Origin of the sequence: Paraburkholderia sp. BCC1885, assembly GCF_900996235.1 — a bacterium.
Classification (GTDB): domain Bacteria; phylum Pseudomonadota; class Gammaproteobacteria; order Burkholderiales; family Burkholderiaceae; genus Paraburkholderia.
Map to the genome: position 1 here is coordinate 97,546 of NZ_CAAJGM010000219.1, position 15,495 is coordinate 113,040.

Here is a 15,495-nt window from a genome sequence, read left to right on the forward strand (position 1 = left end):
TCGCGCTTTAGTTACGCACCGGCTTGCCGGTTTGCAGCATGCCCATGATCCGTTCCTGCGTTTTCTGCGTGCCGAGCAGGTCGACGAAGGCACGGCGCTCGAGTTTCAGCAGCCATTCTTCGTCCACCAGGCTGCCCGCTTCGACATCGCCGCCGCACACGGCTTCGGCGATACGACTGGCAATCAGATAATCGTGCTCGCTGATGAAGCGGCCATCGCGCATGTTGACGAGCGACGCCTTGATCGTCGCAATCGCCGAGCGGCCCGCCACCGGCACCTGCGTCACGCGCAGCGGCGGACGATAACCGGCAGCCGCCAGCGCACGCGCTTCCTTCTTCGCGACGTCGAGCAGTTCGAATACGTTGAAGACGATCGTGTCCGACGGCTTCAGATAGCCCATCGCGCGGGCGTCGAGCGCGGAGGCCGAGACCTTCGCCATCGCGGCGTTTTCGAACGACTTTTGCACGAATTTCAGCAAGTCGTTAGTCGCGCCCACTTGTGTCGCCGCTTCCGCCGCGCGCAAGGCCGCTTCCTTCAGACCGCCGCCTGCGGGCACCAAACCCACGCCCACTTCCACGAGACCCAGGTAGCTCTCGATGTGCGCGACACGCTTAGCGCTATGCAGCGCCAGCTCGCAGCCGCCGCCAAGCGCGATGCCCGACACGGCAGCAATGACCGGAACATTCGCGTATTTGACGCGCAGCATGCCCTGCTGGAATTTCTGCACGAATGGCTCAATCCCCTTCGCGCCGCCCATCATGAACGCGGGCATCGCTTCTTCGAGGTTGGCGCCCGCCGAGAACGGACCGCCCGGTGTGCCGAGCTTAAGCGACGTGGGCTGCCACACCACCAGGCCCTTGTACTCCTTCTCGGCCAGTTCGATGGCTTGTGTCAGGCCGTCGATCACCGACGGTCCGATCGTGTTCATCTTGCTCTTGAACGAGACGATCAGGACGTCGTTCTCGCCGGCGCGATCGTCGACCCATGCGCGAACCGCGTCGGTTTCGAACAGCGTCTTGCCGTAGGTCTTCGGATCGGCGCCCGTCTCGCCCACCAGCGGCGCGCGGAACACCTGTTTGTCGTAGACGCTCAAGGATGAACGCGGTACGAACGTCTTCGAAGCCGGCGACCACGAACCTTCATTCGTATGCACGCCGCCCTTCTCGGCAACCGGCCCTTCCAGCACCCACGAAGGCAACGGCGCGTTCGACAGCGCCTTGCCCGCCGCGATATCTTCCTGGACCCATTCGGCGACCTGCTTCCAGCCCGCCGTCTGCCAGCCTTCGAACGGACCTTCATTCCAGCCGAAGCCCCAGCGGATCGCCAGATCCACATCGCGCGCGTTGTCCGCGATCGATTCCAGATGCACGCCGATGTAGTGATACACGTCGCGGAAGATCGCCCAGAGGAACTGCGCCTGCGGATGCTCCGATTCGCGCAGCAGCTTCAGACGCTCCGCCGCCGGACGTTTGAGGATGCGGCCCACCAGTTCGTCGGCTTTGGCGCCGCCGTCGACGTACTCGCCCGTCTTCGGGTCGAGCACCTTGATCGCCTTGCCTTCCTTCTTGTAGAAACCGCCGCCGCTCTTCTGGCCGAGCGCGCCCTTTTTCACCAGTTCGGCGAGCACGGCGGGCGTTTCGTAGACCGGGAAGAACGGATCGTCCTTCAGCGTGTCCTGCATCGTCTTGATGACGTGCGCCATGGTGTCGAGACCGACCACGTCGGCGGTGCGGAATGTCGCGGACTTGGCGCGGCCCAGACGCGAGCCGGTCAGATCGTCCACTTCATCGAAACGCAGACCGAACTTCGCGGCCTCGGTGATGACGGCGAGGATCGAGAAAATACCCACGCGGTTCGCGATGAAGTTCGGCGTATCTTTCGCCCGCACGACGCCCTTGCCGACCACGCTGGTGAGGAATGTCTCCAGCTGATCGAGGATTTCCGGACGCGTCGCCGCAGTCGGAATCAGCTCGACCAGGTGCATGTAGCGCGGCGGATTGAAGAAGTGCACGCCGCAAAAGCGCGCCTTCAGTTCGTCCGAAAAACCTTGCGACAGTTCGGTGATCGACAGACCCGACGTGTTGCTGGCGAAAATCGCGTTCGGCGCGATATGCGGCGAGACTTTCTTGTACAGGTCGTGCTTCCAGTCCATCCGTTCGGCAATCGCTTCGATCACGAGGTCGCACTCGGCGAGCTTCCCGATGTCGTCGTCGTAATTGGCGGGCTGGATGTATTGCGCGTCTTCCTTCACGCCGAACGGCGCGGGCGACAGCTTCTTCAGATTCTCGATCGCCTTCAGGGCAATCGCGTTCTTCGGGCCTTCCTTGGCGGGAAGGTCGAACAGCAGCACGGGCACCTTGGCGTTGATCAGGTGCGCGGCGATCTGCGCGCCCATCACGCCGGCGCCGAGTACGGCTACCTTGCGAATGATCAGATTGCTCACGTCGTTCCTCCGGGGAGTTATGCGGGTGTCGCGTATTGGTCGCGCGTCGGCGCGGGTTTCGCAAATGCGAGGCGAGTGTGGTGACTGGAGCCGCCACGCCTGTGCTTCAGGCGTGGCGCTGGGCCGGTTATTCGGCTTTAGACCGAGCCCTTAGAACAGCGACTCTTCGACTTCCATCAGCGACTTCGAACCGGCGCGCGCCTGGCGAATCGTCATGGCCGTTTCCGGCAGCAGCTTGGCGAAATAGAAGCGCGCGGTGGCGAGCTTGGCCTTGTAGAACGGATCGCCGGAGGCTTCCTTGTCCAGTGCGATACGTGCCATGCGGGCCCAGAAGTACGAGAACACCAGATGACCGACGGTGCGCAGATACGGCACGGCAGCGGCGCCGACTTCGTCCGGGTTCTGCATCGCCTTCATGCCGATTTCCATGGTGAGCTTCTGCACCTTCTCGCCGATGTCGGCGAGCGGGTTCACGAACTCCTGCATTTCCGGCTTGATGCCTTCGGCTTCGACGAACTCCGTCACCAGCTTGCCGAACTTCTTCATCTTCGCGCCCATGTCGCCGAGAATCTTGCGGCCCAGCAGGTCGAGCGCCTGAATCGCGTTGGTGCCTTCGTAGATCATGTTGATGCGCGCATCGCGCACGTACTGCTCCATGCCCCACTCGGCGATAAAACCGTGGCCGCCGTAAATCTGCATGGCGTGATTGGTGCCTTCGAATGCATTGTCCGAAAGGAACGCTTTCAGGATCGGCGTAAGCAGCGCGACCAGGTCGGCGGCTTCCTTGCGCACGGCTTCGTCGCCGTGCGACAGTTCCTTGTCGATATGCAGCGCCGACCAGTACGAGAAGGCGCGCGCGCCTTCGGCGTAAGCCTTCTGCGTGAGCAGCATGCGACGCACGTCCGGGTGGACGATGATCGGATCAGCCGCCTTTTCCGGCGCCTTCGGGCCGGTCAGCGAACGCATCTGCAGACGCTCTTTGGCGTAGGTGAGCGAGTTCTGATAAGCGACTTCGGTCAGGCCCAAGCTCTGCATGCCGACACCCAGACGGGCAGCATTCATCATCACGAACATGGCGTTCAAGCCCTTGTTCGGTTCGCCAACCAGCCAGCCGCGCGCGTTGTCCAGATTGATCACGCAGGTGGCGTTGCCGTGAATGCCCATCTTGTGCTCGATGGAGCCGCATTTGACGCCGTTGCGCTCGCCCGGTTCGCCGGCCTGGTTCGGCACGAACTTCGGCACGATGAAAAGCGAGATGCCCTTGGTGCCCTTCGGCGCATCTGGCAGACGCGCGAGCACCAGGTGGACGATATTCTCCGCGAGGTCGTGTTCGCCGCTGGAGATGAAAATTTTCGTGCCGCTGATCGAATAAGAGCCGTCGCTGTTCGGTTCGGCCTTGGTGCGCAGGATGCCGAGGTCCGTGCCGCAGTGCGGCTCGGTCAGACACATCGTGCCGGTCCACGTGCCGGAGACGAGCTTGGGCAGATACATCTGCTGCAGTTCCGGCGTGCCGTGCGCGTGCAGGCACTCATAGGCGCCGTGCGACAGGCCCGGATACATCGTCCACGCCTGGTTCGCCGAGTTGAGCATTTCGTACAACGCGTTGTTGACGAAGGCCGGCAGCCCTTGGCCGCCATATTCCGGATCGCAGCCGAGTGCCGGCCAGCCGGCTTCGACGTACTGCTTATAGGCTTCCTTGAAGCCCTTCGGCGTAGTCACGACGCCGTCGCCGACGTAGGTGCAGCCTTCCTGGTCGCCGCTTTGATTCAGCGGAAACAGCACTTCGGAGCAGAACTTGCCGGCTTCTTCCAGCACCGCATTGATCGTGTCGGCGTCGAGATCCGCATGCTTCGGCATCTGCTTGATCTCACCTTCGACATTAAGCAGCTCGTGCAACACGAATTGCATGTCGCGCAACGGCGCGGCGTACTGTCCCATGACTCTCTCCAAAGTTTGACAAGGAGCCCGGCCGCTCTGCTAACGGCTTTCGCTCTGATACGAAACAATCAATTTTTCGAGCGCGGCCCACGTGAGAGGCACCGCGTCCGGCAAATGCAGGAAACGTGCGTCGTGATGCAGGCCGAGCGTGAAGCTATACAGTTCGAACAGCATCAGTTGCGGGCTCGTGTCCGCACGCAGATGCCCCTCTTCCATTGCCTGCGAAATGGCCCGGGTGAGCGCGGCACGCCAGATCGTCACGCTCGACACCAGTTGCTCGCGCACCTGGCTGTCCGCGCGGTCGTCGTACTCGACCGCACCGCTGATGTAGATGCATCCGGTCGTGACTTCCTGGATGCGCTTCTCGATCCAGCGGGAGATCATTGCGCGCAAACGCGGCAGACCGCGCGGCTCGCGCAGACTCGGGAAAAACACCTCGTCTTCGAAACGACGGTGATACTCGCGCACCACTTCAACCTGCAAGTCCTCGCGCGACCCGAAGTGCGCAAACACGCCGCTCTTGCTCATCTGCATGCGCTCGGCCAGCAGCCCAATTGTCAGACCTTCCAGTCCGTCGCGGCTTGCCAGATCGAGTGCTGCTTCGAGAATCGCGGCTCGCGTTTGTTCGCCTTTTCGCATAGCTGTTTTACCGTTCTTGTGTGACCGAAAGAAAATCGAACGGCCGTACTATTATTGAGTCCTGCCGTCCGCGAAACAAGGACTTTATTAGAAACCGGTTTCTAACCGAGCATCAATTTTGCGTCATACGTCAATCGGACGAGGGAGATTTTTTAGAGGCGTTTGCCTTGTCTCATCTACCGGCTGGAATTGACTTGCGGCGTTGAGCGGCATTGTGGCGGTGCCGGCAGGCGCGGAAGACACGGGCGGCAGGCCGGTTAATGCCTGCGGGCGGTGGTCGTGCGGCTAGTCGTAGCCGCCCACCGTCAGGAGTTTCATCACGACGCGGTAGGTGTTGTACGCCAACCAGTTCAACAGACGCTCGCCGGCCGGACGCGCCTCGTAATGGGCGAGATCGATCCGGCGCGACTCGTCGAAGGCCTTGAGGATGGCCACGCGCAGGGCGTCGATCTGCGGGTCGTGGACCAGCACGACGTTGGCCTCGTTGTTGAGCATCAGGCTCAGCGCGTCGAGATTCGACGAGCCGACCGTCCCCCAGTTCGCATCGACCACCGCCACCTTGCCGTGCAGCATGGTCTTTTCGTACTCGGCGACCTTCACGCCGGCCTTCAGCAACGAGCGGTACAGGAACGGCACGGCGTAATCGAGTGCCGCGAACTCCTTGCGGCCAATGATCAGCTTGACGTCGACACCGCGCCGCGCGGCGAACGTCAGCGCACGGCGCAGCTTGCGGCCCGGCATGAAGTACGGATTGGCGAGCAGCACCTCCGTGCGCGCCTGGCCGATCGCCGTGAGATAGGCCTTTTCGATGGCGCGGCGGTTGATCAGGTTGTCGCGCGCGACGAAAGCCACCGCCGGTTCGCCCGCGCCACGGAGATCGGCGCTGCGGTTGCGGCCGCGCGCCGGCGCGCCGGGGCTCGTATCGTCCTTCAGCGCGAAATCGGGTTGCAGCGTTTCCACCGGCCGATGCCCAAAGCGGATGCGATGCCACTGCACTTCGAAGGCCTCGCGCACGTCGGCGACCACCGGTCCCTGCAACTCCACCGCAAAGTCCCAGCGTCGATACGGCAGGCGCATGCCGTCGTTCTCATAGTCGTCGACGATATTGATGCCGCCGCACCAGGCGAGCTGGTCGTCGACCACCGCCAGCTTGCGATGCGTGCGCGAAAAGCCGAAGCGGCCGAAGATGTGCGGGTTGTAGATCAGATGCTCGACGCCGCGCGTCGGCCAGTCGTTAAAAAGCGCCAGACGCGCAGTGCCGACGCCGTCCGTGATCACGCGCACGCGCACGCCCCGGTCGGCGGCGCGCAGCAAGGCGGCGCTGACGGCCTGGCCGGCGTCGTCGTTACAGAAAATGTAGGTTTCGAGAACGACTTCCTTTTCGGCCGCGTCGACCCGCTCGATCAGCGAGGTAAAAAACGCCTCACCGGAGCGCAACAGTCGGACTTCGTTACCGGCGGTGAAGCGGTATTTCGACCAATAGCGACGACCGAACAGGGTCTGCCGAAGCCGCGCGAAATGCCGCGTGCCGCCGCCCGTCATCGGAACCGCCCCTGCAGGCGTCGCGGCAATTGCAGGATCGCGTCGGCGTTCGACGCCGAAAAGCAGCGCTCGGCCGCTTCTTCGTAAGGCAGCCACAGATGCGCCGTATGTTCGAGCGGCGCGAGCGTCACCTCGCAGCGCTGCGGCACTTCGAGGCTGAACCAGTGTTCGGTATTGTGCGTAACGCCCTCGGCGTAACGGTGCCGCCAGACCGGGTAGATCTCGTATTCGATCTGATACAGCCAGTCGAACAGCGCCTCGCGCGGCACGGCCGCGCTGCCGATCACGATACCGGTCTCTTCCGCCACTTCGCGCACCGCAGTCTCGGCGAGCGGCTCGTCAGGGGTATCTTTCGAGCCGGTCACCGATTGCCAGAAGCCCGCGCGGTCGGCGCGCTCGATCAACAGCACGTCGAGCCCCGGCGTATGGATCACAACCAGAACGGATTCGGGAATCTTCGGCGGTTTCGGCATGGCGGTAAGACCAGGCGCGCGAGGCGCGCGGTACATGTCGGTCGGCGGTTTTATGTGAACGGTTGTTTCACCGGTTGCATCGACTGTAACGCAAAAAACGAAAAAGGCGCATGACGCGCCTTTTTCGTTGCTGCGGTAGCGGCTCGATGAACCGCCCGGCTGGCCTTCAGTCCTTCGGGCCGCCTCGTCTCTTGTCTCTTACGTGTTAAGCCTTCGCTTCCGGCTGACGCAGACGGATGTGCAACTCGCGCAACTGGCGCTCGTCCACTTCGCTCGGCGCCTGCGTGAGCAGATCCTGCGCGCGCTGCGTCTTCGGGAACGCGATCACGTCGCGGATCGAATCGGCGCCGGCCATCATCGTGATGATGCGGTCCAGACCAAACGCGATCCCGCCGTGCGGCGGCGCGCCGTATTGCAGCGCGTCGAGCAGGAAGCCGAACTTGGCGCGTGCTTCTTCCGCGTTGATCTTGAGCGCGCGGAACACCTTGCTCTGCACTTCTTCACGGTGAATCCGCACCGAACCGCCGCCGATTTCCCAGCCGTTCAGCACCATGTCGTAGGCCTTGGCGAGGCAGCGGCCCGGATCCGTTTCCAGATACTCGAGGTGCTCGTCCTTCGGGCTCGTGAACGGGTGATGCGCGGCGACGTAGCGGTTTTCTTCTTCGTCGTATTCGAACATCGGGAAGTCCACCACCCACAGGGGCTTCCAGCCGGTTTCAACGAGGCCGTTGGCCTTGCCGAATTCCGAATGGCCGATCTTCAGACGCAGCGCGCCGAGGCTGTCGTTGACGACCTTCGCACGATCCGCCGCGAAGAAAATGATGTCGCCGTCTTGCGCGCCGGTGCGCTCGATGATGGCCTTGACCGCTTCGTCGTGCAGGTTCTTGACGATCGGACTTTGCAGACCGTCACGGCCCTTGGCGACTTCGTTGACCTTGATCCAGGCCAGACCCTTCGCGCCGTAGATGCGCACGAATTCCGTGTAGCTGTCGATATCGCCACGCGACAGTTCGCTGCCCTTCGGCACACGCAGCGCCGCAACCCGGCCGTCCTTGGTGTTGGCGGGCGTGCTGAACACCTTGAAGTCGACGTCCTTGACCGCGTCGGTCAGATCGGTGAATTCGAGCTTCACGCGCAGGTCCGGCTTGTCCGAACCGAAACGGCGCATGGCTTCCGAGTACTGCATCACCGTGAACTTTTCGTCCAGTTCGACGCCGATCGTCACCTTGAAGACGTGGCGGATCATGGCTTCGAACAGGTCGCGGATTTCCTGTTCCGTCAGAAACGAGGTTTCGCAGTCGATCTGCGTGAATTCCGGCTGACGGTCGGCGCGCAGGTCTTCGTCGCGGAAGCACTTGACGATCTGGTAGTAGCGGTCGAAGTTGGCGACCATTAGCAACTGCTTGAACAGCTGCGGCGACTGCGGCAGCGCGAAGAACTGGCCGGCATTGGTACGCGACGGCACGAGGTAGTCACGCGCGCCTTCCGGCGTGCTTTTCGTGAGCATCGGCGTTTCGATGTCGATGAAGCCCAGCGAATCCAGATACTTGCGCACTTCGATCGAAACGCGGTAACGCAGACGCAGGTTGTGCTGCATCTGCGGACGGCGCAGGTCGAGCACTCGATGCGTGAGACGCGTGGTTTCCGACAGGTTGTCGTCGTCGAGCTGGAACGGCGGCGTGACCGACGCGTTGAGCACGGTCAGTTCGTGGCACAGCACTTCGATCTTGCCGCTCTTGAGGCCCGCGTTGGTGGTGCCTTCCGGGCGGGCGCGCACAACACCCTTGATCTGCACGCAGAACTCGTTGCGCACGCCTTCGGCGGTGGCGAACATCTCCGCGCGATCCGGGTCGCACACGACCTGAACGAGGCCTTCGCGGTCGCGCAGGTCGATGAAGATAACGCCGCCGTGGTCACGGCGACGGCTCACCCAGCCGCACAGCGACACGGTTTGGCCCAACAGTTCTTCGGTCACCAGACCGCAGTATTCAGATCGCATCGACATGATGTTTGTCTTTCGTTTTGCATTAGTTGAACGGCGCGCAGCTCATGAAACTGAAACAATGCGCGCCGGCATTACATCGGCGGCTCGATGGTGGAGCGGCGCACCTGCGCCGGCGTCGCGGACGGCGCCACCACGCCCATCGAGACAATGTACTTGAGCGCGGCATCGACTGTCATGTCGAGTTCGACCACTTCGCTCTTCGGCACCATCAGGAAGAAACCGGACGTCGGATTCGGCGTGGTCGGCACATACACGCTGACGTGGTCTTCCTTCAGGTGGTTGACCACGTCGCCGCCCGGAATCCCGGTCAGGAACGCAATCGTATAAGAACCCTTGCGCGGATACTCGATCAGCAGCGCCTTGCGAAACGCATTGCCGCTACTGGAGAGCAAGGTATCCGACACCTGCTTGACGCTGGTGTAGATCGGCCCCACCACCGGGATATGGCCGACCAGCAATTCCCACCACTTCACGAGCTTTTGCCCGATGAAGTTCTGTGTCAACAGCCCGACGATGAAGATGAACGCCAGCGTCAGCACCGCACCGAGGCCTGGCAGACGGAAGCCGAGCGCCCGCTCGGGCTGCCACGACTCCGGCAGCAGGAGCAGCGTCTGATCCATCGTGCCGATGATCAGACCGAGCACCCACAAGGTGATGGCTAACGGCACCAGCACCAGCAGGCCAGTCAGAAACACCGATTTGAGCGTCGCTTTTTTCGTCGTCATGTGTGTCGCCAGAAAGCCACCCCGGCAAGGCCGATGGTGGCGAGTGTGCCGCCCCCGCGAGGCGGCGACGCTAACTAGGCGTTGCCGGAGCCGCTATTGCCGGAGGGCGCCGCTGCCGGCGCCGCCGGCGCTGCGGCCGTGCTCGAAGAACTGCTCGTGGAACCGGCGGCCGCACCTTCGGACGACGTGCCGGCGGCAGCGCCGCCGCCTTCGCTCTTGGCCGGCGCTGCTTCAGTGCTGCCGCCCGGGGCCGCAGCGCTCTTTGCGCCATTGCCGCCGCGGAAGTCGGTCACATACCAGCCCGAACCCTTCAACTGGAACCCGGCCGCGGTCACCTGCTTGCGAAAGGTTTCTTTCCCGCACTCAGGGCACTTCGACAACGGGGCGTCGCTCATCTTCTGAAGCACGTCCTTCCCGAAGCCGCATGACTCGCAGCGATAAGCGTAGATCGGCATGATCTTTTCCCTACAGTAATCTGATAAACGCTTGCAAAGCCTTGAATTATAGCCGCAAACAATGTCCGCCCCTGGATTTTGGGGCGCACGCGGCAGACCCAGGCACCGTCCACTTAAATGAGGGCGCGCGGCGCAGGATCAAGTGACAAACGCCGATTGCCCGCCTCGCCACCCTAGCCGCCATACGCCAGCGCGAGCCACGCCCGCGCCAGCACCGCGCCGATTCCCAACGCGATGCCGAACAGCAGCAAGCCTTGCAGCAGCCGGTTGGTCCGCTTCTGTTCCAGCAGGATCTGGCGAATCATGTCGTCGCTGGCGCCACGCTGGCCCTCGTGGCGTTCCGCCAGCACGTGATGGATCAGTCGCGGCAGTTGCGGCAGCGTCTTGCTCCACTGCGGCGCTTCGATCTTCAGACGCTCGTACCAGCCGCGCAGGCCAATCTGCTCGTTCATCCAGCGTTCGAGGTATGGCTTGGCGGTTTTCCACAGATCGAGTTCCGGATCGAGCGAGCGCCCCAACCCTTCGACGTTCAGCATGGTCTTCTGCAGCAAGACCAGTTGCGGCTGGATTTCGACGTTGAAGCGGCGCGACGTGGAAAACAGGCGCATCAGCACCTGACCCAGCGAAATGTCTTTCAGCGCGCGGTCGAAGTACGGCTCGCAGACGGCGCGAATCGCGCTCTCCAGTTCCTCGACGCGCGTGGTGGGCGGCACCCAGCCCGATTCCAGATGCAGCGTGGCGACGCGGTGGTAGTCGCGCTTGAAGAAGGCAAGGAAGTTCTGCGCGAGGTAGTTCTTGTCGAAGTCCGAGAGCGCACCGATGATGCCGAAGTCGAGCGCGATATAACGCCCGAAATGCGCCGGATCGAGACTCACCTGGATATTGCCGGGGTGCATGTCGGCATGGAAAAAGCCGTCGCGAAACACCTGGGTGAAGAATATCTCGACACCTTCGCGCGCCAGCTTCGGAATGTCCACGCCCGCGGCGCGCAGCGTCTCCACCTGGCTAATCGGCACGCCGACCATGCGCTCCATCACCAGCACGGTGGGCGTGCAGAACTCCCAGTACATCTCGGGGACGAGCAACAGATCGAGGCCCGCGAAATTACGGCGCAACTGGCTGCCGTTGGCGGCCTCGCGCATCAGGTCGAGTTCGTCGTGCAGATATTTGTCGAACTCGGCGACCACTTCGCGCGGCTTCAGACGTTTGCCGTCGGCCCACAGACGCTCGGCCCACACGGCGATGTCGCGCAGCAGCGCCAGGTCGGAGTCGATCACCGGCAGCATGTTCGGCCGCAGCACCTTCACCGCCACCGCTTTGCCGGCGTGCTGGCCGGCCTTCACCTTGGCGAAGTGCACCTGCGCAATCGACGCGCTCGCCACCGGCACCCGCTCGAAGTCGTCGAACAGCACGTCCACCGGCGCGCCCAGCGACTTCTCGACCAGGCCGATCGCCACGTCCGACGGAAACGGCGGCACCTGGTCCTGCAGCTTGGCGAGTTCGTTGGCGATGTCGACCGGCAGCAGGTCGCGCCGCGTCGACAGCACCTGGCCGAACTTCACGAAGATCGGCCCGAGGCTTTCGAGCGCGAGACGCAGCCGCACGCCCGGCGGCTGGTGGAACTTGCGGCCGATGGTGGTGATGCGCAGCAACAACCGCACGCGGCGGTCGTTGACGCGGCTCAGCATCATCTCATCGAGACCGAAGCGGATGACCGTGAAGAAAATCTTGAGGAAACGCAGAAAACGCATGGTTGAGCCCGGTGACTAGCGCGTGCCGCGCGACGTGGCGGCGCCGCCCGGCGCACTGGCGCCGCGGGCTTCGACCTTCTGTTCAAGGCGCTCGAGGCGCTTTTCGACGCGCGCCAGCGCATCGCGGGCGCGGGCGAGTTCGGCATTGAACTCGGCGAGCGCGGCGCGGCGCACCAGTTGCGGATTTTCATCCAGCAGGTATTCGGCGACCGAGTCGAGCAGGTTGCGCCCGGTACGGCGCGCGTGCTCGCCGACCGAACGCGCCACCGTGGCGACCCGCCAGGCCGGACCGTCGCCGATCAGCCGCGCCAGATCCTCCTCCGGCTCCCAACGCAGATGCTCGGCCAGTTTGGCGATGGCGGTGGCGAATTCCGCGTCGCCCTCGATCTTCACGTGCTTCATCACCGCCGCCTGGCCGCCCTGCACAAAGGCCGGCACCGCGTCGGGCGGCACGGACAGCGTGACGTCGAACTGCTGCGCCTGCGCTTCGTCGACCGCGGCCAGATAACCGTCCGGTTGAACCAGCAGAATCAGATCGACAGGCGGGCACGACAGCCTGGCAGTCTTGCCGGCATAGGGCGCGAGGCGCTCGCGGGCCCACGATTCGCGGGCGAGCAGGTGATTGACGGCAGCAGCGAAGGGCTTGGCGGCGAGGGTCATTGAAAGTGGCAAGAAAAAACCCGCGCGGGCGAGGTGCCCGCGCGGGTTCCTATTGTAACGTCCGTTCGCTTTCCGGCTTAGTCGGCCGAACGGCCAATGTGCGAGGCGAACGTTAATGCGCGGACGAAGTCTGGTCGACCTGCTGGATGCCGGCGAGCAACCAGCCCTCACCGGGGCGTGTGGACTTCGACAGATTCCAGATTTCGACGAACGGCTCGGCCGGCGCGCCCGAGCTTTCGCGCATCAGACCCGAGAAGCGCACGCTGGCGACCGATTCGCTGCCGTGGTCTTCGACACCCAGCAACTCGGCGTTCAATTGCACCACGTCGGTGAGATTGGCCTGCGCGCCGCGCGCGTCGAGGTCCACTTTCACTTCGGCGAACATTTCCGGCGTCGTGAATTCGCGGATGTCCGCGATATTGCCCACGTCCCACGCCGCTTGCAGGCGCACGAAGTAGACCTTGGCGTTGCGCACGAAGGCGTCCGAATCGAAGCCGGCCGGCACGTTCGGCGCCGCTTGCCGTGCAGGCGCCGCCGTGCCGCTTACACCTTGCGGGTCGAGATATGAAGGGTACGAACCGGCTGCGGACGACGCCTGCGTAAAGCCGGGTTCCTGCGAGTAATGATCGCGGCCAGTATTCAGGCTCGGCGCGCTGCCCGCATAAGCCGGCGTCGACGCATCACGTTTGCGGCCCACGAAACGGCGGATCAGCCAGACGGCCAGCATGGCGATGGCGGCGATCACCAGCAGATTGGCGATGGCGCCGGCAAAGGCCTCGCCCATCCCGAAGTGCGACAGCAGCGCGGCGATACCCAGACCCGCGGCCAGACCGGCGATGGGCCCAAGCCAGCGCGAGCGGTTAGGCGCGGCCGTCGGCGCCGGTTGCGCACGCTGCGCCTGAGCGGCTTGCGCGGATTGCGGCGACTGCTGGGGCGACTGCTGGGGCAACTGAGCCGGCGGCGTGGTCTGGCGCTGCATGGTGCTGGACTGCTGGCGGCCGATGCTGCGGCCGCCGCCCATGCGCCGCGCTTCGGCGTCGAGCGAGGCGACGGTGGCGAACGCGATCAGCGCGACCATCGCCGCCAGTCCGATTCTCCTCGCCAACGCCCCTTTAACATTACGGGAAGATAACAAACGCGAATCGGACATGATGAAAATTCCTTTAAAAACGACGGGTTAGGGACCCTAGTATTTGGTCCCCACGTGTAAAGCTACTACACCAGCTGACAAATTGTAATATTTGACGCCGTCGAGGCCCGCTTGTTCCATCATCGTTTTTAAAGTTTCCTGGTCCGGGTGCATCCGGATCGATTCCGCCAGGTAGCGATAGCTCTCGGCGTCTTTCGCGAAGCGGTCGCCGAGCCACGGCAGAACCTTGAACGAGTAGACGTCGTAGACCTTTTTCAGCGGATCCCACACCTTGGAGAATTCCAGCACCAGCAGGCGGCCGGCCGGCTTCAGCACGCGGCGCATTTCGGCCAGCGCGACGTCCTTGTGAGTCATGTTGCGCAGCCCGAACGCCACGGTCACCACGTCGAAGTAGTTGTCCGGAAAAGGAATTTTCTCCGCGTCGCAGAGCAGCGCCGGGGTAATGATGCCCTTGTCCAGCAGACGATCGCGGCCCACGCGCAGCATGGATTCGTTGATGTCCGTATGCCAGACCTCGCCGGTCGGGCCCGCCTTTTTGGCGAATTCCTTCGACAGATCGCCCGTGCCGCCCGCAATATCGAGCACCTTGTAGCCCGGCCGCACGTTCGCCTGGGCGATCGTGAAGATCTTCCACGCCCGGTGCAACCCGCCCGACATCAGGTCGTTCATCAGGTCGTAGTTGGCTGCGACCGAGTGGAACACGCCCGCCACCTTCTGCGCTTTTTCCTGTTCGTCGACTGTCTGAAAGCCGAAGTGGGTTTTGCTCATCGCGTTCGTCCTTTCGCGTATTCTGGATTGTTGCGCCGCATCAACGCGGCAGTAGGCCGAATCGTATCAGTGACAATGGCCGTGCGGGGCGCCGGATGCAACCATGGGAGCGTCACGGTCGACGCCGGCCGCTGCCAGTTTGTCGAGATATTCGCGCCAGAGTTCATCCTGGCGGGTGGCGATGTCGTGCAGCAGATCCCACGAATAGAGGCCGGTAGAGTGGCCGTCCGAGAAAGTCGGCTGCAGCGCGTAGTTGCCGACGCCCTCGATCGAGGTGATGGTGACCTCGCGCTTGCCGGTCTGCAGCGTCTCCTGCCCCGGCCCGTGGCCGCGCACTTCCGCCGACGGCGAATACACGCGCAGCAGTTCGAACGGCACGCGAAACGATTCGCCGTTTGCGTATTGCAGTTCAAGAACGTGCGATTTGGCGTGTACCACCACGCCGGTCGGCACCGGCGTGTCGCGAGTCAGTCCACTCATGTTGTGACCTCAGCCCAGACTTAGTTCGATTTCATGCCTTACCGCGTCGCGCAGCAAGGTGGCCTGCGCACGCCGCTGCGACAGCAGCGCCTCCGACACCGTGCGCTGGCGCGGCGCCCAGATCGGCAGCGGGAAATGGGCATCGTTCGAAAACCGCGGAATCACATGCCAGTGCACATGCGGCACCTGGTTGCCGAGGCTCGCCAGATTCACCTTGACCGGCTGCAGGATGCGCCGCATGGCGCGCTCGACCGCGTACACCGCGCGCATCACCCGGTCGCGCTCGGTCTCGGTGAGATCCGAGAATTCGGCCACATGCGTGTTCCAGATAACCCGGCAGAAACCGGGGTAATCGTGTTCGTCGGCGAGGACGACGCGCAGTGCATCGTCCTGCCACAGCACGTCGCCGCCATCTTCACGGCAAAATACACAGTCCATCGTCGTCCTCAGGCAGAAATCGTCAGTC

Annotated in this window: 14 protein-coding genes; all 14 read right to left on the reverse strand. The window is 63.2% G+C overall.

The genetic code is table 11. The features are described 5' to 3' along the window. Window positions 1-7: 7 nt before the first annotated feature. Window positions 8-2,443 carry a 3-hydroxyacyl-CoA dehydrogenase/enoyl-CoA hydratase family protein gene (locus FQ755_RS25055; RefSeq protein WP_144157702.1) on the reverse strand — a complete coding sequence of 812 codons (2,436 nt, stop codon included), beginning with the start codon at window positions 2,441-2,443 and terminating at the stop codon, window positions 8-10. A gap of 150 nt (window positions 2,444-2,593) precedes the next feature. Next, a complete protein-coding gene (locus tag FQ755_RS25060) occupies window positions 2,594-4,381 on the reverse strand; it encodes an acyl-CoA dehydrogenase C-terminal domain-containing protein (protein WP_144157703.1) in 1,788 nt (595 codons plus the stop codon). 39 nt (window positions 4,382-4,420) lie between these two features. Further along, window positions 4,421-5,020: a TetR/AcrR family transcriptional regulator gene (locus FQ755_RS25065; protein ID WP_144157704.1), complete on the reverse strand. Its 600-nt coding sequence runs from the start codon at window positions 5,018-5,020 to the stop codon at window positions 4,421-4,423. Window positions 5,021-5,305: 285 nt separating this feature from the next. Continuing rightward, a complete protein-coding gene (gene clsB, locus FQ755_RS25070; protein WP_144157705.1) occupies window positions 5,306-6,562 on the reverse strand; it encodes a cardiolipin synthase ClsB in 1,257 nt (418 codons plus the stop codon). Further along, entirely contained in the window at window positions 6,559-7,035 is a 477-nt protein-coding gene (nudB, locus tag FQ755_RS25075) for a dihydroneopterin triphosphate diphosphatase (protein WP_144157706.1), read from the reverse strand. The genes clsB and nudB overlap by 4 nt, the downstream gene beginning before the upstream one ends. A gap of 205 nt (window positions 7,036-7,240) precedes the next feature. Beyond that, the gene (gene aspS / locus FQ755_RS25080) at window positions 7,241-9,040 is read right to left on the reverse strand and encodes an aspartate--tRNA ligase (protein WP_144157707.1); all 1,800 of its coding nucleotides are present in this window, start codon (window positions 9,038-9,040) and stop codon (window positions 7,241-7,243) included. Window positions 9,041-9,111: 71 nt separating this feature from the next. Next, the gene (locus tag FQ755_RS25085) at window positions 9,112-9,765 is read right to left on the reverse strand and encodes a DUF502 domain-containing protein (protein WP_144157708.1); all 654 of its coding nucleotides are present in this window, start codon (window positions 9,763-9,765) and stop codon (window positions 9,112-9,114) included. A 74-nt stretch (window positions 9,766-9,839) separates the two neighbouring features. Continuing rightward, complete coding sequence (locus FQ755_RS25090; RefSeq protein ID WP_144157709.1) at window positions 9,840-10,220, reverse strand: FmdB family zinc ribbon protein; 381 nt, start codon at window positions 10,218-10,220, stop codon at window positions 9,840-9,842. A gap of 173 nt (window positions 10,221-10,393) precedes the next feature. Then, window positions 10,394-11,971 carry a ubiquinone biosynthesis regulatory protein kinase UbiB gene (gene ubiB / locus FQ755_RS25095; RefSeq protein WP_144157710.1) on the reverse strand — a complete coding sequence of 526 codons (1,578 nt, stop codon included), beginning with the start codon at window positions 11,969-11,971 and terminating at the stop codon, window positions 10,394-10,396. A 15-nt stretch (window positions 11,972-11,986) separates the two neighbouring features. Continuing rightward, window positions 11,987-12,631, reverse strand: coding sequence for an SCP2 domain-containing protein (locus tag FQ755_RS25100; protein WP_144157711.1), 645 nt, complete (start codon window positions 12,629-12,631; stop codon window positions 11,987-11,989). 112 nt (window positions 12,632-12,743) lie between these two features. Further along, window positions 12,744-13,781 carry a Tim44 domain-containing protein gene (locus FQ755_RS25105; RefSeq protein ID WP_144157712.1) on the reverse strand — a complete coding sequence of 346 codons (1,038 nt, stop codon included), beginning with the start codon at window positions 13,779-13,781 and terminating at the stop codon, window positions 12,744-12,746. 36 nt (window positions 13,782-13,817) lie between these two features. Continuing rightward, window positions 13,818-14,549 carry a bifunctional demethylmenaquinone methyltransferase/2-methoxy-6-polyprenyl-1,4-benzoquinol methylase UbiE gene (gene ubiE, locus FQ755_RS25110; RefSeq protein WP_074300797.1) on the reverse strand — a complete coding sequence of 244 codons (732 nt, stop codon included), beginning with the start codon at window positions 14,547-14,549 and terminating at the stop codon, window positions 13,818-13,820. Window positions 14,550-14,615: 66 nt separating this feature from the next. Continuing rightward, window positions 14,616-15,029 carry a gamma-butyrobetaine hydroxylase-like domain-containing protein gene (locus FQ755_RS25115; protein ID WP_144157713.1) on the reverse strand — a complete coding sequence of 138 codons (414 nt, stop codon included), beginning with the start codon at window positions 15,027-15,029 and terminating at the stop codon, window positions 14,616-14,618. Between the two features lie 9 nt (window positions 15,030-15,038). Then, window positions 15,039-15,467, reverse strand: a complete 429-nt coding sequence (locus FQ755_RS25120; RefSeq protein WP_144157714.1) for an HIT family protein — start codon at window positions 15,465-15,467, stop codon at window positions 15,039-15,041. Window positions 15,468-15,495: the final 28 nt, after the last annotated feature.